Here is a 20,101-nt window from a genome sequence, read left to right on the forward strand (position 1 = left end):
AAAATGAGGATGTTTAAAAGTAATAATTCAGGTGTAATTGAAAATCTAAATTCAATCCAGTTTCATCAAAAAAGCTTGTTGATTGAAACCCTTCATAGGGATTAGTTGAAGATTTATTGAAAGTGAAAGCACCCGCTTTAACATTGGTGCCCAAGTAAGCTTCATCAAAGAGTTTGATTTGAAAACCATATCCTGCATTTAGAAACAGATAGTTATAGGTAGCCGGATAGTAGGTGTTTCGTTGATTGTGAAAAATGGCTAATTGTGAGATGAAATAGAGGTTAAACTTCTCAGCTATTCCGTTAGGAAAGTATTTGTAGTTTATTTCCCCACTAAGTAGCGTCTGGTCGGTCCGATCAAATGGATTGAAACCAAGGCCTAGTTCGAATTGACTATTTCCCTTCAAATAGGCCAAACTCGGAGTAGTTAGCAATGTGGAAATCTCACCGTTAAAAACGTTATTAAAACTAAAACCCAATTTGCCTGTATTTTCCACAACACTTTTTTGTGCTTGAAGCATCACTGGGAATAGTAGGATTTGAATTGTTAATATGGATCTTATCATGAGGTTTTATGGATCAGTTGGAGGATTCAAGGATTCTGACAATGCGATTGTAGAGTCTTTTGAGTTCGAGCCAATAGATTTCTTTACCACTGGTATTAACAAACTGAACCACTACTGCGTCAATGTCAGCATGATAGCGAGCGATGCTGGTATAGCCAGGCAACCAACCAGTATGTTCATAAGAATAGACAGATTTGTAAATAGTATGTTCCTCTGGTGAAAGCAGGGAGCCATCAATAAGAGCCCTTAAAAAGATACTTACATCTTCTGCTGTGGCGATCATGGATCCGCCTGGTAGGGGAAATTCCCAGTCCTTCACATCAGGTTCATAACCTTTAAGGTAACCACTCATTAGCTCTTCCATGTTTGCTTCAGCTGGGATGTTGTAGGTATTGCTTAATCCGAGAGGAGATAATAGCTCATCTCTGATATAGATATGATGAGAGTAACCTAATGTCCTGTCAAGGATTTCACCTATTAACAAATAGTTGGTGTTAGAATACTGATATTTCTTATTAGGCTCAAATACAGCTGATTTGTCATAAATACGCGCTGCAAATGAGAGGTAATCATCAAATGTTTCATTGGGAACCTCCGGTTCAAAACTGTAATCCAGTATGCCACTTCGATGTTGGAGCATCGTCTTTAGAGTGATCTGGTTTGCATACTCGATGCGACTTGATACTTCGGGAATATACTCAGCAAGCGTTTTGTCCAATGACAATTTTTCATCTGCAATCAATTGTGTAGTTGCAGCGGCGATGTATAGCTTGCTAATACTGGCAATCTTGAACAGTGCATTTGGGTCTGCCGGAATCTGATTTTCACGGTTTTTCCATCCTGCGCTGTACAGCTGAATGTCATCTGGCCGATTGACACAGACAATGACACCATCCATTCCTTGGTCGATCGCATCATTTAATTGTTCCTGGATCGTGTCCGGTAATGGTTGTAATCCAAAGGCACAGCTTGATAAGATCACCGAAAAACAGGCAAATGTCATGGATGAAAAGAGTAGTGTAATTCGCTTTTTCATTTTGTCAGATTGTTATTTAATCAGTTACAAAGGTCCATTACATCTGACTGGAACTGTTATAAGCTATGGTGCGAATACTAGCAAATTTGAAGTTTGGGTAGAAACTATGCTTCATGCATAGTAATTATGAAGCAGAGGGCAATAATCTGTTTGTTATGTGTTAAGGAAAATGGGCATACAAGCATGACATTTTGCCCTATGGCTCGTCAGATTTTTAGCCAATTGAATTAAGATAAAATAGTAGCAGACTCTCTAGTGCTCCAATGAAAATGCTGATCAGAACTTCTGGCCAAGACAATCTTTTAAGGTTGAGTAAATTAGAATGAGCAATCCACAGAGCAATAATGGCACAACATCCAAACAATATTGTGGTAATAGTGCCAAGATTATTAGACACTATTCCTATCCAATCCAGAGCAACTAATTCGAAAATGGTATACCCAAAAATTGCCAAGGCGAAATTCGATTTTGGATTCTTTCTTATTAGATAGAGTCCACAATAAAGGAGCATAATGCTTAGGACATGTGGAGCAAACTGCATGTAATATTTAAAGCTAATCCAAGATTGGAGTTGAATACTAAATTCAGTTCGGCAAATGAAAATACTGAAAGTAATAAGTGATATCACTGAGAATACTATTCCAATAATCTTTCTGATTTCCATGTTTTGATGTTTCAATGTAGTTCTTGTTACTTGCTAACTCAGTTTGCTAATTGGAATTCGGGACTGGTACCAGGTTTGATTAGCTATTTTGCTTTTAGAGCAAAGATGATTTTAGTATCACTCTTAAACATTTATCGAGTAAAAGGTCAAAGTACAAATACTAACTCTTTGCTAGTCAGGCACTGAATATTCAATTAATTCCTCTACGTAGTGGAAATCGCCTTGATGCTGCGTTAGTTTAATAAAGGTTTTTACAGCTGGGGCATACAACCAAACCTCTTCTTCATTCGCATTATATCCTCTGGAATTCGTTGTTTTACCCGTGTATTTTATGGTGTAAGCCATGAAGGTCCCGGCTTCTACCGACTCTTCTTGATATGACAATACTTCGGCATCCTGACTTTGCTTTCCAGTTGTGCCGTCCTGACTGGTCCAACTACTTTCGTATTTCCATTTTTTACCAACTTCCAGTGGCCAGTCATATTTAGGTGTTTCGCTTTCATCAGGATTCACGATTTCAGCTAGAGCAATGGTGTCGTTGCCTATAGTCATGCCTAGACCTTCGTCCATCTTCACGATCATTCTTGTGTCTTTACCGTCTGACCGTACTTCTCCAGCGGTCGTTACACCCTTGTACTTCCAAACCCATTTTTCACCAACTTGATAATCGGTGAGTGTTGGCTGTTGGTTAAGACCATTGTTATTGGAATCATTGCAAGCACAAAATATGGTCAAGGAAATTAATGTTAACAATAGATTTTTCATGTGTAGAGTGTTTGCTTTTAACCAATTTAAATAATTATAATTCCGAACTGATTAATGCGGCCTAATTTGGCTTTAAATAGTCTGACAAGCCCAGAACATTGCATCCTGGCTTGTCAGACTATGTTTCAAAATTTCCACCCTAAATAAAGGTTTGGCTCGAAATAGAAAACGTTTCCATACTTATCGTCAAATTCCTTAAAACCTTCCGGAGAGTTGTTGTCAAAAAACCATTGGTTCACATGAACTTGAGGTTCGATGAAAAAATGCTTTTTCTTACCAAAGTCGAAATGATAGCCCAGATGATAGGAGTTATAAAGCTTGAAGCCATTCTTAATCTTATTTCCGTCTAAATCAGTATAGGTTTGAAGTTGTGGTAATACTTCTACAGTGGCAAATAACCCTTTCCATAACATGCGTTGGTATGTAACACCAATTCCTGTTTCTCTTAAGTATCCATCGTAGAATTCAGTTCCAGAGTCTATCTTATCTACCACGCCGTCCCAATAGTTAATCCCCATGGGCTGGAATAATCGCCAGGTGGCAAACTTTACACCTATGATATTCTTATTGTCGAGGTTTCGTTTGACATGAAACTCGATCATTTGGATACTGGTTCGAGCGTTCCATCTAGTCTCGATAGGTTCTGTAAAAATAAAGTACGGCATACTTACCCTCCACTTGTGGGCTACTTTGGTTTCTTCACTCTTCGAGGAGTTAGTTTGAGCAAAAGCACTAAATGCGCAAGAAAGTAGAAGAATTGTAATTAGGTTTTTCATGATCTTAACTTTTAATGTTCAGTATGATTAATAGATTTTTACAAAGGTCTGGGATGTGTGAAAGCGAGACTTATGAGCTATGCAGCCAACTGCATAAAGTTTGTGGAAGGCATAAAAATTATGCAGCCAGGATATAAACTATGCAGCACATTACTGATTTCTTAACCTGATATCGGAAAATTTCACTAGAGTGTTGGTTTGCTATAATTATTGCTAGTTTTGAATAACCTAACTGCCATGTCTGACTCATCATTCCACTCTAATAGCTTTGTAGATCGGGCTGAATCTATCATCCTTGAGAACGTATCTAATGAACAATTCGGTGTTTCTGAACTAGCAGAAGTAATGAATACGAGTCGTTCCAACTTACTGAGAAAAATCAAGCAACAAACGAAACTTTCAGCGAGTCAGTTTATACGTCAGGTTAGATTAAAAAAGAGTTTAGAGATACTTGGGCAGGATTCTATGACTGTTTCGGAGGTCTCTTTCAAAGTTGGTTTTGGTAGTACTTCCTATTTTATCAAATGTTTCAGGGAATATTATGGATATCCACCTGGTGAGGTCAGTAGGAGAGGAGAACTTGATATAGATCTTGGAATCTCTTCTGATAGGAAACGACAATTAGTCGCCATTATGTTCACTGATATTGAGGGATATACTTCTCTCATGCAATCTGACGAAAAGAAAGGAGTTGTTTATCGAGACAGGCACAGAAAGGTTTTTGATGCTACCACCAAAAAATATAACGGTCGAATCCTGCAATATTACGGTGATGGAACACTGAGTACATTTTCAAGTGCTATTCATGCTGTGCAGTGTGCCATCGAAATGCAACTTGCTTTTAAGGAGGAACCGAAAGTCCCAATTCGCATTGGAATTCACTCAGGGGATATCATTGTTACAGATGAAGAGATAATTGGGGATAGTGTAAATGTGGCTGCTCGTATTGAAGCATTGGCCAAGGCTGGAAGTGTCTATATCTCTGATAAGGTGTATGACGAGGTTAAAAATCAAGATGACCTGCTTACGGCATCTATGGGCGTTCATGAGCTGAAGAACGTCACAAAACCCATGGAAGTATATGCCGTTTCCAATCATCAACTTGGTGAAATTGAGCCACAGAATGCTAGAATCACAAAAGATAGTCCGATTCTAAAATGGGTCACAATTGCTGCATCTATATTGCTTATCGGGTTTCTTGCATACACATTTGGTCCATTTAACAGGAAACTGCCATCAGATTCAGATGCAGGGTTGAGTGATAAGTCTATTGCCGTGCTGCCCTTCATCAATGAGAGTAGTGATTCGTCAAACCTGTATTTCGTGAATGGTCTGATGGAATCAACGCTGAATAATCTTCAAAAAATTAAGAACCTGCGAGTTATCAGCAGATCTTCAGTGGAGAAATACAGGAATACTAAAAAGACAATTCCCGAAATGGCTGAAGAACTGCATGTTAGTTATTTTGTGGAGGGCAGTGGCCAGAAGGTCGGAGATCAAATATTACTCAATATTCAATTGATTGAAGCTTCTACTGATCGACATCTTTGGGCTGAGCAGTATAACCGGGAAGTTGTTGATATTTTTGAATTGCAGAATGAAGTAGCTCGAAATATAGCTAGCTCTATTAAGGTTATTGTCACACCTGCAGAGCTTGAACTGATAGAGAAAAAGCCTACTGAAAACCTTCAGGCCTATGATTATTACCTTCAAGCTCTTGGTCCGTTAAATTCGCGAACAAATGAGGGACTTTTACAAGCCATTGGGTTATTGGAAAAAGCACTTGAACAAGATCCTGAGTTCGCACTGGCTCATGCCAACATTGCTATATCTTACTTTTTTCTTGAAGTATCGCAGGTTGATAAAAAGTATACAGATAAGATTAATACTTATGCAGACAAGGCCTTGCTTTATGATTCGAAATCTGCTGAGAGTCTGATCGCAAAGGCGTTTTATTACTTACAAACGAAGGAGTTCAAACTAGCTTTGCCTCATCTTGAAAAGGCCCTGGAGTATAACCCAAATTCATCTTTTGCCATACAGATGCTTGCAGATTACTATTTTCGAATCGTTCCCAATTCTGGTAAGTATTTGGAATATGCCTTGAAAGGGGTACAGCTTGATGTGGCAGCCGGTGATTCTGTTACTCTGAGCTATCTCTACTTAAATCTAAGCAATGCCTTCATCCAAAATGGTTTTGTTGATGAGGCGATTGAATACATCGATAAATCACTTAACTACTATCCAGAGAACTATTTTGGACCTTATGTCAAGGCTTTGATCATGTATGCCAAGGAATCCAGTATTGAACGTACTAAACAGTCCTTGTTAAAGGAATGGGAAAAGGATACCACACGGTTAGACATCTTGCAGGGAGTGGCAAAATTTTACTTTTTCGAGGATAACTATGACAGTTCGTTTTATTACTTTCAAAAATTTGTCTCGGCTAGAGAAACAACTGGGCAGGATATTTACCAACAAGAAGATATCAGGATTGGAATAGTTTATGAAAAGATGGGCCTGATGGAACAATCCAAGGGTTTTTACCAGTCTTATGCGGATTACTGTGAAAAAGACCAGTCCATATATAAAAGTGCAAGCCTCGCTGTGAAATATGCTAATGAGGGAGAAGCAGACCTGGCCATTGAACAGCTAAACATCTTTGCAACGCAAGATGATTTTCAATATTGGATGCTCGTATTTCTGAAAATTGATCCACTAATAAATCCAATTAAGAACCATCCGGAGTTTGATGATGTCATGCAAAAAATCGAGAAGCGGTTCTGGGAAAATCAATCCAGAATAAAGGAGTCACTGGAGGAAAAAGAACTGATTTAAACGGAAAAAGAATTACTCGTAGACTATTATCGTAATACTAGTGAATGTTAATTATTAGATGGACACTTTTCTCTTGTATTGTTTAACTGGTTAGTTGTCAGTTGTTTGTCTGTTTGTAATCGACTGCAATCGGTAATAATTGACACTAGCCACGTTATTTAATCTATTGGTAAAGCGCCATGAGCTACACTGTAAGTCAACCATAGTTCCTGTCAATTCTTTTCAACAATTTTAATTAGCTCTTCTGCAAACTTTTTGGGTTCATCGCTCGGAATTTCATGAGTAGATTCCTCAAACCAGATAAAGTACTTTTCTTCAGTAGTTAATGATTCATAGTATTGTTCCGCTACATGGTAATTCGCTGCCAGATCGCGTTTGCTGTTAAAGAAATAAATGGGACAATCCAGGGAGGGAATTTCGGTTAGATAATTTGTGGCTCCAGCTTCCTTAAAAACGGACATCCAGTTTGCTGACCATTCTTCAAATAGCTTTTTAGGGTAGGTTTTTGAGTTTGAATTTTCGCTTGAGAAAAAGGCGGTCCATTTTCTAAGATAATAGAGGTCTTCCCATGTTTTGAATGGTAAATAAATCTGATTTAGTTCCGTATTAGCTTCTGTGTTGTAAGTTAATTCGGCTTGATCTTTCAGGTGTTTTAGGGTGATCTGGTCTGATAAGTCACTATAGATCATCGCACTCACAGAAATGTACGCATGCAGTTTTTCTGGATGTTTGCTAGCGTGTTTTAGCCCCAGGAAACCACCCCATGAAAAACCAACCAGATAGAGTTTTTCACGATCAAACTTTTGAAGAACATAGTCGACAACCTCTTCAGTGTCTTGATGCATAAGCTCAATGCTTATTGGGGTATCAGGTGAATTCCAAGCTTTGGTAATGCCTGTGCCGCGTTGATCCCATTGCACGACGATAAAGTCGTCTTTTAGGTGTCGGATAAATTGTCTGGAGTAAAGTCTGGAAGAAAAGCCAGGACCACCATGTAAGAAAAGTAGAATGGGCTTGGTGTCATCATTTCTCGTAGCACCAATCCACTGTTTGATACCTCCAATTTGGACACCTTCATGAGTTTTGACTTTGGTTTGAGCTTGTGAGGAAAATGACAATAATAGCGGAATCAATGAGTAGATGATCAATTTGTTAGTCATTTGGCATGCTTTTAGCCTTTTTTAGCAATAACGGTGCCAGTAAGGATTTCGATATTATCTACTTATCAATTCTCATCATAAAACTCCGGACATAGTTCTTTCGCAACTTCAAATGTAGCGCTGTGATTCGGAAGTCGTTTTAATGAAAATTCGCCTGTGAAGGGCAATGGTGAACCATTAATGTTTGGATGAATTCCTTCGAAGATACCAACAATTCTTCCATCGTCATCTCCGTATTCTGAGATGGTCAAACTGAAAACTTCTGTTTCGGGATCATCGAGATCCATTGCATGCGGACTGTCTGTATGCATCCAAAAAGAGACACCTTTCTTAATGTCATATTCGCCTACAGCAAAATGATTGATTCTTATATCCACAAACTGAGTAGCACCATCAAGGCAATTACCAATGTATCCTCCCAGATAGGTCATGTTGTAAAGCGTGTCTTTCACAGCATCTACTGGTTCTACAATGCTTCGCCCAAGGAAAGTGTAGGTAGTTTCAGCAATGTTTACTTTGATGAAATTGATTGGTCGTGGTTCCTCTTCTTTGCACGAAAAGAGAATGCTCATTACGAAGAGCAATACAATCAGTTGAACCTTCATGGCTGTAGGCTTGTCAACATTAAATATAATGACAAATAACCTTTTTGATTTAAGCCATCGATTTCAATAATCTCATACCGTTGAGCCATTCACCAAATCCACTTTTAGTTTCGATATGACCGGCATCATTTAGTACATTTAAAGTGCTACCCCAGTCAATTGCGAATTCAGCGGCTCTTGTATAATGAACAGCTGAGTCATTGGTACTGGCTACAACGATTGATCGAAAAGGTAGCTTGATTCTTGGAATAGGAGTGAATCCGGTTATTTCTTTGGGATAATCTGGCTTTTCGGCATCACTTGATGCGACTAACAACGCACCTTTTACCTTTAGATCATATTCCTGGACTGCATGAACAAAAGCTGCGACGCCAATACTATGAGCTGTAATCAAGACTTCTGGTCCTGCTGATTGGATAGCTTGAGCAATTTTAGGAACCCATTCATCTTTATTAGGATAATCCCAGTTTTCTTGTTGGATCCTCGTAAAAACAGAAGGGTCACTAGCTTCCCAAAGAGATTGCCAGTGACCCTTATCAGAATTTTTCCATCCTGGTATGTTCAATACCTTCATAAGTGTGCAGTACCAGTTTATGTCCTTTTTGTCATTCCGACGAATGGAGGAATTTAATTCCTAAAATGAATAAGGAATCTAACCTCCTGTTAACACACAGGAGGTTAGAAATTATAACATCTAATTGCTTCCTCTTAACTCAGAGATGCAAGACTTGCTTCCAGCGAAGCGATTTTAGCCTCAGCATCAGCTTGCTTCTTTTTCTCCATTGCAACAACCTGTTCTGGAGCGCCAGCCACAAATCGCTCATTGCTAAGTTTCTTCTCAACAGACTTCAAGAAGCCTTTGGTGTAATTCAGCTCTTCAGTCAACTTAGCACGTTCTGCTTCTACATCGATTTCTTCTGATACCGGAACAAATAGTTCGTGCGACTTCACCACAAAGCTGAAGCAATTGTCAGGCTTTTCTTCTATGATGTCGAGCTTAGAAACGTTCGCTAGCTTTGCAATAGATGAACCAATCTTATTGATGAGCTCTGGTTTGTCTGTTTTCACAGCAAGTTCCAGCTCTTCTTTTGGAGAGATACCTTTGCTGCTTCTCAGGTTTCTGATGTTGGAAGTGATCTCAAATAACAATTCTCCTTCTTCTAAAACTTGAGCATCACATGCTTTTGTTTCAGGCCAGCTAGCTATAATTAAGCTTTCTTCTGTACTTCTTTCGCTAATGTTCTGCCAGATCTCTTCAGTGATAAAAGGCATGAATGGGTGAAGTAATTTCACTACCGACTCAAACAACTCCAAAGTTTTATCATAAGTAGCCTGATCAATAGGCTGCTCGTAACCTGGCTTGATCCACTCCAGATACCAGCTACAGAAGTCGTTCCATACCAACTTGTAAGAAGTCATTAAGGCATCAGACAATCTGTATTTGCTGAAATGATCTTCAAGTTCCGCTTTTGCTTCATTGAATCGGTTTTCGATCCATTCGATTGCAAGCTTGTTGACTTCTGGCTGAGCATCAGCATTGGTTTCCCAACCTTTTACCAGACGGAATGCATTCCATATTTTGTTAGCAAAGTTTCTTCCTTGTTCTACCAGTTTTTCGTCAAACAATAAGTCGTTACCAGCAGGAGAGGAGAACAACATACCCGTTCTTACGCCATCAGCACCATACTCCTTGATTAAGTCAAGTGGATCAGGAGAATTGCCCAATGATTTGGACATCTTTCTACGTTGTTTATCGCGAACGATACCTGTTAAGTACACATTTTTGAAAGGCTTCTCACCCTTGTATTCATATCCGGCAATGATCATTCTAGCTACCCAGAAGAATAAGATTTCTGGAGCAGTTACTAACGTGTCAGTAGGGTAGAAGTAATCCAATTCTGGATTCTTACCTGGAATGATTTTACCTGTCTTCTGGTCAAAATACTCATCGTTGAACCCATCAAATACTGCCAACGGGAACAACCATGAAGAAGCCCAAGTGTCCAATACGTCCTCGTCTTGCTTTAGGTCAGCTTCTGACAAGTTGCTATTACCAGACTTTTCTTTAGCTAAAGCAATGGCATCTTCGATATTGGCTGCTACTACAAAGTCATCCTCACCTTCACCATAGTAGTAGGCTGGAATTCTTTGTCCCCACCACAACTGACGTGAAATACACCAATCTCTTACATTGTCCATCCAGTGGTTGTAAGTGTTTTTGAATTTTGGTGGGTGAAGCAATATTTCATCTTCCATTACTACCTGATGAGCAGTTCTGGAAATCTCCTTCATTTTAATGAACCACTGAAGAGAGAGTTTAGGCTCTACTACCGTGTTTGTTCTTTCAGATCGACCAATTCTGGTAGTAAACTGTTCTTCTTTGGTCAGGAATTCAGCTTCTTTTAGATCTTTTACAATCTCTTTTCTTACCACAAAACGATCCTTGCCAACATACTTCTCAATGCCACAGTTCTCGTTAAGTGTTCCATCCAGGTTGATGGTGTCGATCACTTCCAGGTTGTGACGCTGACCAATTTCATAATCATTAGGATCGTGGGCTGGAGTTACCTTCAGACATCCAGTACCGAAATCCAATTCCACATAAGTGTCACCAATGATAGGAATCTCACGCTCCACGAATGGAACGATAGCTTTTTTGCCAATCAAATGAGCATGACGCTCATCGTTCGGGTTTACAGCAATAGCTGCGTCACCTAAAATCGTCTCTGGACGAACTGTAGCGATTGTTACAACTTCATCTGAGTCTTTGATTTTATAGTTTACATAGTAAAGAGTGGCTTGTTCGCCACCTTCCTTATAGATTACTTCTTCATTAGAAAGGGCTGTTTTTGCTTCACAGTCCCAGTTGATCATGCGAAGGCCTCTGTAAATAAAGCCTTTATTAAACAAGTCAATGAATACTTTGATAACTGCCGCATAGTAGTCATCATCCATGGTGAAGGCAGTACGATCCCAGTCACATGAAGCACCTAGCTTCTTTAACTGCTCCAGGATTATTCCTCCATATTTCTCTTTCCATTCCCAGGCATATTTCATAAACTCATCACGAGAAAGGTCACTTTTTTTAATGCCTTTTTCACGAAGCATGGCTACAACTTTTGCTTCAGTAGCAATCGATGCATGGTCAGTTCCTGGCACCCAGCATGCTTCTTTGCCTTCCATCCTAGCTTTTCGAATCAATACATCTTGTATCGTATTGTTAAGCATATGGCCCATATGCAATACTCCGGTGACATTGGGTGGAGGAATGACGATAGAGTATGGTTCTTTGTCTGGGTTTACATTAGCCTTAAAAAAGCCGTTTTCCATCCAATATTTGTACCATTTGTCTTCGGTTTGTATTGGGTCGTATTTAGTGGAAATCTCCATTGAGAAAATTAGAATTCTTTGTACATTGAATTAAGCCGGCAAATTTAAAATATTTAATCGGTAGGGAGTGAATTGTTTAGTCATTAAAGAAAAGATTTGAACAATTAACATCCAATAGGTCTTACATGTACGTACATTGCCTACTAGGTTTAAAACTTAGTCTTTGTATAACCTATCAACTAAAAAATTATCAACCATGGAGTTAAATCCCGCCCTGGATCATACCGATTCTAATAGTTTAATCACAGAAGATACTGGAGTTCTTTGGAAGCAACTTTTCAGTTTAGCTACCTTATATGCATCAGTAATAATCGGATGGATTGCTTATTACAACTACCAGCCAATTTTACTAGAAACATACAATTTTACCGACCTTACACTTTTCTTATTTATTGTTCAAGGGATCATTATGGTAATAGCTCCACCGATTGCTGGACGTCTCGGAGATAAGTTTAGAGTAAAAGCAGGTAAGAGATTACCTATTATTTCAGCTGGAGTGAGCTTTGCGGCCATGATTTTCATGGCCACTGCCTTTACTTTGTTTGCTCACCCTGGACCAATTTTCAAATGGATTTTACCGGTGTTGATAACACTGTGGTTGTTCTCAATGGCGATCTTTACAAGTCCGGCACTTTCTACTATTGAACTATTCGTTCCAACTAAAAAGTTGCCAACCGCCATGGCTGTCTTAACGATTGTCTATGGGTTACTCTATTCAATAGAGCCTGTTATTGTTGATTTGATCAATTTTATAGGAGCGCCTTTGACATTTGTGGTCGGTGGTGTCGCTGTTTTCTTTAGTGGCCTCTTGCTTAGAAAGAACAGTACTATTATAGTCGATAAACCAAAAACAACCGAAGTTGGAAAGTCAGATTTTACGTATGCTTTCTTCTTGGGTATGGGATTGGGGATTGTCACTACAGTCTTATTTAACTTATTTCCTACTTGGTTTGAAGAGAAAGGGTTTGCAATATTTGGTGTAACTGGTGACGGGTTGGCTTCTATCATCCTTGCTGCAGTAGCGGTGTTGTCTCTACCAATGAGTAAATTCACTGAGTCTCGATCAGTTTATTCAGCGATACTTTTAAGTATCCTGGCTACATTGGCTGTTACCACAGGTATCTACTTCATAGACAATCACTTGATTCTTACTGTTTTGGTTGTATTATTCATTGTGTTCTACGCCTTGATGTCTGTAAGTTTCTTGCCGTTGGCCTTAACGGTAGTGAAGGATAAGCAAAAGGTATTTGGTGTAGGGATTTTCTTTGCTGGATTTGAATTGCCAAATGGTATTTTGGAAGCTGTTTTGGTGGCAGCAGGCAATTTCTAAAAAGTGATTTTGTGATAAAAAACTAACCTTCTATCATTGTGGTTGTTAATGACCAAACAACAACCCATGATCGAAGCGAATAACCCCAGCTTAAAATCCTGGATACACGTAAAGGCAGATTCTGATTTTCCGATTCAGAATCTGCCTTTTGGTGTTTTTAAGAAAGGAGATGATTCTCCGAAAGTGGCATCTATAATAGGTGATCAGGTAATAAACCTTCATGTTTTGTTACAAGAGGGATTTTTTGAAGGAATAGAACTGCCATTGGATGTTTTTGATCAAAACAGTTTAAACCCTTTTATTACTACAGGGAAAAAAATGACGAATGCAGTTCGGGGTAGACTATCCGAGTTATTAAGACTAGAAAACCAGGAACTTCAGACTAATAATCACTTAAAGGAAAAGGTGTTTATTCCAGTTTCAGAAGTTGAAATGCTATTACCTGTCAAAGTAGGAGATTACACCGATTTTTATTCCAGCGAGCAACATGCATTCAATGTTGGCTCCATGTTCCGTGACCCTGAAAACGCTTTGCTCCCCAATTGGAAGCACATGCCAGTTGGCTACCATGGAAGAGCCTGTAGTATTGTGGTCAGTGGAACAGATATTCTTAGACCAAAAGGACAAACCAAATCTAAAGAACAAACTTCTCCCGTTTTTGGACCAACTAAGCGGTTGGATTTTGAATTGGAAATGGCGTTTATTGTCGGGAAGTCTACAACTTTAGGAGAGTCGGTTGGCACTGATCAAGCGGAGGAATTCATTTTTGGTTTTACACTGTTCAATGATTGGTCTGCCAGAGATATACAAACATGGGAATATGTACCCTTAGGCCCATTCTTAGCCAAAAACTTTGCGTCATCCATGTCACCTTGGGTGGTTACCATAGAAGCTATGGAACCATTTAGAGTTTCTGGTCCAAAGCAAGAACCCGAAGTGCTTGAATATTTATCTTATTCAGGAGATGCTCATTTTGATGTCAAATTGGAAGTCTATATTGAGCCAGAAGGTGAAAAGAAAACCAAAATCACTTCGTCCAACTATAGAAATGTCTATTGGAATATCCGTCAACAATTGGCTCATCACACAGTTAATGGCTGCAATATCAATGTTGGAGATTTGTATGCCAGCGGAACAATAAGTGGTAAAGATTCAAACTCATTTGGTAGTATGCTGGAGCTTTCCTGGAATGGAACTCGAGCATTGTCACTTGAAGGTGAATCCCAACGATTATTTGTAGAAGATGGAGACACAGTTACTGTCAGAGGGTTTGGTGAGCGAGAAGGTGTGAGAATTGGTTTTGGTGAAGTGACTAATAAAATATTGAAAGCGAAATGAGTGATATGAAGCGAATAGATCCTAAGGTGGTTTCAAACCCGGAAATGTACCGATACCTAACAGGTACCATTGGTCCAAGGCCTATTGCTCTGGCGAGTACTGTAGATAAAGCAGGAAATGTGAACCTAAGTCCTTTCTCTTTTTTCAATGTCTTCGGATCTAATCCTCCAATATTAGTTTTTTCACCATCTCGAAGAGGAAGAGATAATTCAACTAAGGATACGCTCGATAATGTTCACGAAGTAAAAGAAGTGACGATTTCTATTGTGAATTATCATATGGTAGTACAAATGTCTCTGGCAAGCACAGAATATGCTAAAGGGGTAAACGAATTCGAGAAATCTGGATTGACTCCAGTTCCTTCAGAAAAAGTATCCACACCTCGCGTGGGAGAATCTCCTGCCTCTTTTGAGTGTGTAGTTCAAGAAATAAAGCCACTTGGCGATCAAGGTGGTGCTGGTAACCTTGTAATCTGCGAAGTAGTGCTCGCTCACATTGATGAGTCAATTATTGTTGATAATCAAATAGATCCTGTTAAATTAGATGCCGTATCTCGTATGGGAGGCAATTGGTATTGCCACGCACAAGGAGATGCGCTATTTGAAGTTGCAAAACCAATAACAATAATAGGAATGGGAGTAGATCAAATTCCAAATAGTATTAAAAACAGTAAAGTACTAACAGGAAATCATCTTGGTAAGCTCGGAAACGTAGAGAAACTACCTTCGCAAAACGAAATAGATGAGTTTGCTAAAGAGCCAGAAGTAAGTGCCATTTTAGAATATATAGATCACGAACCTGATCAAATACAAGATGAGCTTCATAAACTAGCTGCCCAGCATTTGGATGCTGGAGATACTATTTCTGCATGGAAGGTACTTCTTCAGGATTATTGAGGTATTTGGCCATCATTCTTGCCAGTTGATCATAGTTGATTGGCTTGGCAAGGAAGTCATTCATTCCTACCTCCAGCGCCTTTTCTCTATCATGTTGCATGGCACCAGCTGTTAGTGCAACGATTGGGCTGTCTCCTGATCCGGAATTGAGCTGACGAATTCGAACAGTTGCTTCTAAGCCATCCATTACAGGCATTTGTACATCCATTAGAATTAGATCGTATTTGTGGACTTCTGCAAGTTTCAATGCTTCATGTCCATTGATTGCTGTATCGACATTTTGGTTTGATTTGAGTAGCATTTTCTTAGCCACCATTGTATTGACTGCATTGTCTTCAACAAGTAAAATGTTTTTACCTTCTGGCAGAGAAACACTAGAGCTATACTCGCCATTAGCTTCGGAATGAGCTACATGCTTCAGTTTTACCTCAAACTTAAAGAATGAGCCTTCTCCTGGAGTGCTTTCAACCCAGATCTTGCCACCCATTAAGCTGACTAGTTTTTTACATATTGCCAAGCCAAGTCCGGTTCCTCCGTATTTGCGTCTTGAGCCTGATTCGACTTGCGCAAAACTTGAGAAGATCTCGTCTTGTTTGTCTACTGGAATACCAATTCCAGTGTCTTTGACCCCCACAAAGATTTCGGCTCCGTGTCCATCACTGGAAATCAGTTTCGCAATGATATCAATACCACCATTTTCGGTGAATTTTAAGCTATTTGAAAGTAGATTAACCACAATCTGTTTGATCCTAAGTTCATCACCAATTAGGAGCTCCGGAATGTTTGTATCAATATCAGCGAAAAGTTTGACATCTTTTAAATTGGCTTCTGCCTGAAAGGCCATGGTAATCTCTTTGAGAAGACTTGGTAGGTTGAATTCTTCAACATCAATATCGAATTTACCAGCTTCAATCTTACTTAGGTCGAGAAGATCATCAATGATTTCTCTTAAGGATTCAGCAGACCTTCCAAGAATGCTCAGCATTTCTCGGTTTTCAGGGTTTGGTTCGTTCTCAGAAACCAAATGACTCATGCCTAAAATTCCATTTAGTGGTGTTCTGATCTCGTGGCTGATATTTGCAAGAAACTCACTTTTAATGCGGTTAGCTTTTTCAGCATCATTTTTTGCTTTGACAAGTTCCACCGCAGTTTTTTCTTTTTCTTCAACTTCCAGTTTAAGCTCTTTGGTTTTTATGTCTACAAGGCGTTGAAGATTTCTTTGTTTTATAGCTGCAGACTGCTCTCTAAACCTCAATATTCCGAACAATATCCCTACAATGGTAAACGCGACCATGATTTTGAACCATGCGGTTTCATAGAAGTAAGGCGCGATATAGATGGTCAGTGTTTCAGGTTCGCTCCAGGTTCTGAAGCGACTTATTCCTTGAACTTTGAAGGTGTACTGTCTACCTCTTGGTATATTGGTATAGGTAGCGGATCGATCAATGGTGGATAGCCAGTTTTTATCATAGTTTTCCAACATGAACCTATACTTTACACTGTCAGGACGCATGTAATCCATGGCCATATAGCTAATAGTAAAGTTGTTTTGATCAGGTTCTAGAATTAGCGTATCCGTTACTCCAATTGCTTTTTTGAGGATTTCTGGATGGGTAGATGACTTAATGAGTTTATCATTGATATGAAGCGCCGTTATATTAACGAATAGGGGCAAGTCAAATTCTTTAACTTCTATTGGGTTGAAATGGGTTAAACCACTCAGTCCTCCAAAATATACCCTGTTGCCAACTGAAACTCCAGCACGTGTCGTAAACTGTTTACCTTGCAGTCCATCATGGAAATAGAAACTAGTTGTTTTAATCACACTGTCTTTATCAGTAGTTAGTTTACTCAATCCTGCATTAGTCGATATCCAAATCATGTTATCATTGACTCGAGTCATGGAGCGAATGTCATTGGTAGGTAATCCATAACTTCTGTCCACCATGATCTGGTCTTCAGGTTCGTTATTTTTTAAGATAATTAGTCCTTCGTGTTTAGTACCAACGATTAGTTCTCCTTGTGTACTCTGGCATAGATAATTGATCCATGCATTATGTACTTTGTCTCCTCCTGGTAGATTTAAGGGTCTGGCTACAAGCTTATTATCTTGTACTTTATAGAGTCCGCTAGCAGTTGCTACCCAAATTTCACCATTCTCTATTTGGAAAATATCGTTAACATTCGCCAGCGTAATTCTATCTTCTGCTATAGAGACATGAACATCATATTCGTCTAATTTTTCACCAAGGCGTTTTAAACCTTTTGATTGTGTGCCGACCCATATGATGCCCTTGTTGTCTACGAAAACGACGTTAATCTTGTCTCCAAAATCAGGATGATGATCAACTGCCTTAAACTGTTCAGATGATTCATTCCAGGTGTACAGCCCTTTTTCCGTTCCTAACCAAAAGGTATTACTGTTGTCCTTTGCTATGGATAGAATTTGGTTGTTTATCTTCTTGCCATCTATTTTGAATTGATAATGCTTGAATTTTTGATTGTCAACAGAATATTTCGAAATTCCAGTCCTTGAGCCAACCCATAGTTCTTTGTTGGGTTTGTCTGACATTAAAGACAATACATTGTAATCCATCAACTCGTCAGACTGAGCGTGACTTGTTTTTGGTCCGTAATAATCAAACTGGTTGTCAGAGTCGTGATAATAATTAATTCCACCGAGAGGAGTGGTCATCCAGATACCACCGGCATTATCTTGAAAGAGGTTTCTTACCTCATGATCAGACAAGCCGTAGAAGTTGTTAAAATCATATCGCAAAGTGGCACTTGAGTTATCTTTTGGGTGGAAGAACGTAAGTCCTGCATTTGTGGCAAACCATATATCACCATTCGATCTGCAAATGAGGTCATTTACCTGATTACTAGCTATTTCTGGATTGGAATTCGAAGTTAGGTTGGTGATCTGACCTGATTTGTCCAATATGAATGCGCCTGACTTTTTGCTACCAATGATTATTCTTTGTCGGGCATCAACCGCGATGCTAGTAACTTCTACATGATCAAATCCATCTACTGGATTCATTTTCATGTTTTCCATCAGATATAACCCATCAGATGTGCCAACCCACATATGATCGGAAGAGGGATATAGGGCATTGAAACTTGCCAGGTTTCCATTTATACTTTTCCAGTCAAATACTTTTTTGATACTATCCTGAATCGGGTCGTATACAAAGAGCAGTTCATCTGTAGCTACCCATAGGTGATTATTGAACTCTACAATTTCATTGATGCGCTTATTCATCAATGCTTTGTGATTCTGGCTGATTCGTTCAAAATTGTCATGAACCCGATTGTATTTATTCAATCCGGTTAAAGTGCCAACCCAAAGCGTTTGATGTGAATCCTCATAAAGTGAGGTGATGTAGTCATTGTCCAAGGTTGAGCTATCAGATCTGTTGCTTCTGTATTGGTCAAACTTGCTGTCGGTATATGATATAAATTTATTCAGCCCTTCCTCAGAGCCTATCCACATATAGCCATGGAAATCCTGATGGACTACTGTGGTTTTGTCACTGGTCATGCCGAAATCAGCATAGACATGATAGAATAAAGGATTCTTTGGCTGAGCAAACGCACTCAGGGAAAGAAGTAGGTTAACAATGATAATCCTGAATCGGTGAAAATTCATGCCATGAAGATACAAACTATTGCCATTCCATTTCTGAGAAAATGCACGAATGAGGGATAATTACACCTTAATGCTAGCATTTTCACGATGAATAAAATCAAGTATCTACTGGTATAGATTTACATTTTGGATGTTTTTTAGAAACAGGATTATCACACTTTAGAAAGAGAATTTTTGATGGAACTCTTTAATTTGATCATGGAAAGAAACATCATAGTCAACGTTTATATACTTGCCCAATTTGAGGTCAGCGTTAACGAGTATATTTCTTAGCTTCAAATGTTGATTGATAAAAATAAATTCTAAACCAGGATTGACTTCTTTCATGACATCCACAATGTCCAGAATATTCATATTGTGACCTACCAGGTTGTAAGTGCCTGAAGGTGCTTCTGAATTTAGTAATTGATCAAAAGTATTGGTGATATGGTCAATATGGATGAATGCTCTCGCCTGCTTACCATCACCATGAATGGTGATTCGATTGTTGAAATTACTCTCAAAAACGAATTTATTAATTACCGAATCAAAACGCATGCTTCTACTATAGCCATAAATGTTGCCACATCTGATGATATGCGTCTTCATTTTGGACTTTAACCTCTCCACATGCTCTTCTCCTCTAAATTTGGAGATGGCATAAAAAGTTCTCGGGTTAGGAGTAGTGTCTTCGTTAATTTCTTTACTTGAGGAGCCATAAACACCAATACTACTGCTGTAGATGAACTGTTTGACATTGCTCTCTTCAACCGCATAAACTAATTCAGCTGTTCCCCAGTGATTCACTTGCTCGAAGAAATGAGGGTCTGTATTAGCAAATGGAGTGGTGACATTTGCTGCCAGATGATAAACCACGTCTACATCTTTCAGGGCCTTTTTTAATTTTCTGGAATCAAGCAGCTCACCATGTATAAAAGAGATGTTTTCTGATTGGTGATATTTATGTCCAGTAAAAAGCGCGTAGTTATCACGGCTTAGGTTGTCATATATTTTGATCTGATTGACTTCCGGGTTTTGTGAGAGTTTTTTGATCAACTCTGTACCCAGATATCCGGCTCCACCGGTAATTAAAATATTCATAGTCGC

14 protein-coding genes are annotated in these 20,101 nt (G+C 39.0%); 4 read left to right on the forward strand and 10 right to left on the reverse strand.

Translation table 11 applies throughout. The features are described from left to right. Positions 1-13: 13 nt before the first annotated feature. The 4 genes from NXS00_RS09640 to NXS00_RS09655 form a co-directional block, all read right to left on the reverse strand. Positions 14-565 carry a hypothetical protein gene (locus NXS00_RS09640; protein ID WP_258098976.1) on the reverse strand — a complete coding sequence of 184 codons (552 nt, stop codon included), beginning with the start codon at positions 563-565 and terminating at the stop codon, positions 14-16. 13 nt (positions 566-578) lie between these two features. Then, positions 579-1,601 (reverse strand): serine hydrolase domain-containing protein, encoded by a 1,023-nt coding sequence (locus NXS00_RS09645; protein WP_258098977.1) that lies wholly within the window; start codon positions 1,599-1,601, stop codon positions 579-581. Positions 1,602-2,436: 835 nt separating this feature from the next. After that, on the reverse strand, positions 2,437-3,030 hold the full coding sequence (locus NXS00_RS09650; protein WP_258098978.1) for a hypothetical protein: 594 nt from the start codon (positions 3,028-3,030) through the stop codon (positions 2,437-2,439). A gap of 125 nt (positions 3,031-3,155) precedes the next feature. After that, positions 3,156-3,806 carry a hypothetical protein gene (locus NXS00_RS09655; RefSeq protein WP_258098979.1) on the reverse strand — a complete coding sequence of 217 codons (651 nt, stop codon included), beginning with the start codon at positions 3,804-3,806 and terminating at the stop codon, positions 3,156-3,158. A gap of 237 nt (positions 3,807-4,043) precedes the next feature. Between NXS00_RS09655 and NXS00_RS09660 the strand changes: the two genes are divergently transcribed. Beyond that, a complete protein-coding gene (locus NXS00_RS09660) occupies positions 4,044-6,644 on the forward strand; it encodes a helix-turn-helix domain-containing protein (RefSeq protein ID WP_258098980.1) in 2,601 nt (866 codons plus the stop codon). A 212-nt stretch (positions 6,645-6,856) separates the two neighbouring features. Here the strand turns inward: NXS00_RS09660 and NXS00_RS09665 are convergent, their stop codons facing one another. From NXS00_RS09665 to NXS00_RS09680, 4 genes are all read right to left on the reverse strand, one after another. Further along, on the reverse strand, positions 6,857-7,804 hold the full coding sequence (locus NXS00_RS09665; RefSeq protein ID WP_258098981.1) for an alpha/beta fold hydrolase: 948 nt from the start codon (positions 7,802-7,804) through the stop codon (positions 6,857-6,859). A 65-nt stretch (positions 7,805-7,869) separates the two neighbouring features. After that, positions 7,870-8,409: a hypothetical protein gene (locus NXS00_RS09670; RefSeq protein WP_258098982.1), complete on the reverse strand. Its 540-nt coding sequence runs from the start codon at positions 8,407-8,409 to the stop codon at positions 7,870-7,872. A 49-nt stretch (positions 8,410-8,458) separates the two neighbouring features. Next, a complete protein-coding gene (locus tag NXS00_RS09675) occupies positions 8,459-8,983 on the reverse strand; it encodes an RBBP9/YdeN family alpha/beta hydrolase (protein ID WP_258098983.1) in 525 nt (174 codons plus the stop codon). A gap of 134 nt (positions 8,984-9,117) precedes the next feature. Continuing rightward, complete coding sequence (locus NXS00_RS09680; protein ID WP_258098984.1) at positions 9,118-11,799, reverse strand: valine--tRNA ligase; 2,682 nt, start codon at positions 11,797-11,799, stop codon at positions 9,118-9,120. Positions 11,800-11,995: 196 nt separating this feature from the next. On the opposite strand from NXS00_RS09680, the gene NXS00_RS09685 reads away from it, so the two are divergent. The 3 genes from NXS00_RS09685 (at position 11,996) to NXS00_RS09695 (ending at position 15,363) form a co-directional block, all read left to right on the forward strand. Next, entirely contained in the window at positions 11,996-13,129 is a 1,134-nt protein-coding gene (locus NXS00_RS09685) for an MFS transporter (RefSeq protein WP_258098985.1), read from the forward strand. A gap of 66 nt (positions 13,130-13,195) precedes the next feature. Further along, positions 13,196-14,467 (forward strand): fumarylacetoacetase, encoded by a 1,272-nt coding sequence (gene fahA, locus NXS00_RS09690; RefSeq protein WP_258098986.1) that lies wholly within the window; start codon positions 13,196-13,198, stop codon positions 14,465-14,467. 5 nt (positions 14,468-14,472) lie between these two features. Next, complete coding sequence (locus NXS00_RS09695) at positions 14,473-15,363, forward strand: flavin reductase family protein (protein WP_258098987.1); 891 nt, start codon at positions 14,473-14,475, stop codon at positions 15,361-15,363. Here the strand turns inward: NXS00_RS09695 and NXS00_RS09700 are convergent. Both NXS00_RS09700 and NXS00_RS09705 read right to left on the reverse strand, forming a co-directional pair. Beyond that, on the reverse strand, positions 15,326-19,015 hold the full coding sequence (locus NXS00_RS09700; RefSeq protein WP_258098988.1) for a hybrid sensor histidine kinase/response regulator: 3,690 nt from the start codon (positions 19,013-19,015) through the stop codon (positions 15,326-15,328). The two genes, NXS00_RS09695 and NXS00_RS09700, sit on opposite strands and share 38 nt — an antisense overlap. Before the next feature lie 159 nt (positions 19,016-19,174). After that, positions 19,175-20,095 (reverse strand): NAD-dependent epimerase/dehydratase family protein, encoded by a 921-nt coding sequence (locus NXS00_RS09705; RefSeq protein WP_258098989.1) that lies wholly within the window; start codon positions 20,093-20,095, stop codon positions 19,175-19,177. Between the last annotated feature and the right edge of the window lie 6 nt (positions 20,096-20,101).

Origin of the sequence: Marinoscillum pacificum, from assembly GCF_024714495.1 — a bacterium.
In the GTDB taxonomy this organism is placed as follows: Bacteria; Bacteroidota; Bacteroidia; order Cytophagales; family Cyclobacteriaceae; genus Marinoscillum; species Marinoscillum pacificum.

Excerpts from the sequence above, each read along its gene's own strand:
- NXS00_RS09640 (WP_258098976.1), bottom strand. The coding sequence starts at position 565 with ATGATAAGATCCATATTAACAATTCAAATCCTACTATTCCCAGTGATG.
- NXS00_RS09645 (WP_258098977.1), bottom strand. The coding sequence starts at position 1,601 with ATGAAAAAGCGAATTACACTACTCTTTTCATCCATGACATTTGCCTGT.
- NXS00_RS09650 (WP_258098978.1), bottom strand. The coding sequence starts at position 3,030 with ATGAAAAATCTATTGTTAACATTAATTTCCTTGACCATATTTTGTGCT.
- NXS00_RS09655 (WP_258098979.1), bottom strand. The coding sequence starts at position 3,806 with ATGAAAAACCTAATTACAATTCTTCTACTTTCTTGCGCATTTAGTGCT.
- NXS00_RS09660 (WP_258098980.1), top strand. The coding sequence starts at position 4,044 with ATGTCTGACTCATCATTCCACTCTAATAGCTTTGTAGATCGGGCTGAA.
- NXS00_RS09665 (WP_258098981.1), bottom strand. The coding sequence starts at position 7,804 with ATGACTAACAAATTGATCATCTACTCATTGATTCCGCTATTATTGTCA.
- NXS00_RS09670 (WP_258098982.1), bottom strand. The coding sequence starts at position 8,409 with ATGAAGGTTCAACTGATTGTATTGCTCTTCGTAATGAGCATTCTCTTT.
- NXS00_RS09675 (WP_258098983.1), bottom strand. The coding sequence starts at position 8,983 with ATGAAGGTATTGAACATACCAGGATGGAAAAATTCTGATAAGGGTCAC.
- NXS00_RS09680 (WP_258098984.1), bottom strand. The coding sequence starts at position 11,799 with ATGGAGATTTCCACTAAATACGACCCAATACAAACCGAAGACAAATGG.
- NXS00_RS09685 (WP_258098985.1), top strand. The coding sequence starts at position 11,996 with ATGGAGTTAAATCCCGCCCTGGATCATACCGATTCTAATAGTTTAATC.
- fahA (WP_258098986.1), top strand. The coding sequence starts at position 13,196 with ATGATCGAAGCGAATAACCCCAGCTTAAAATCCTGGATACACGTAAAG.
- NXS00_RS09695 (WP_258098987.1), top strand. The coding sequence starts at position 14,473 with ATGAAGCGAATAGATCCTAAGGTGGTTTCAAACCCGGAAATGTACCGA.
- NXS00_RS09700 (WP_258098988.1), bottom strand. The coding sequence starts at position 19,015 with ATGAATTTTCACCGATTCAGGATTATCATTGTTAACCTACTTCTTTCC.
- NXS00_RS09705 (WP_258098989.1), bottom strand. The coding sequence starts at position 20,095 with ATGAATATTTTAATTACCGGTGGAGCCGGATATCTGGGTACAGAGTTG.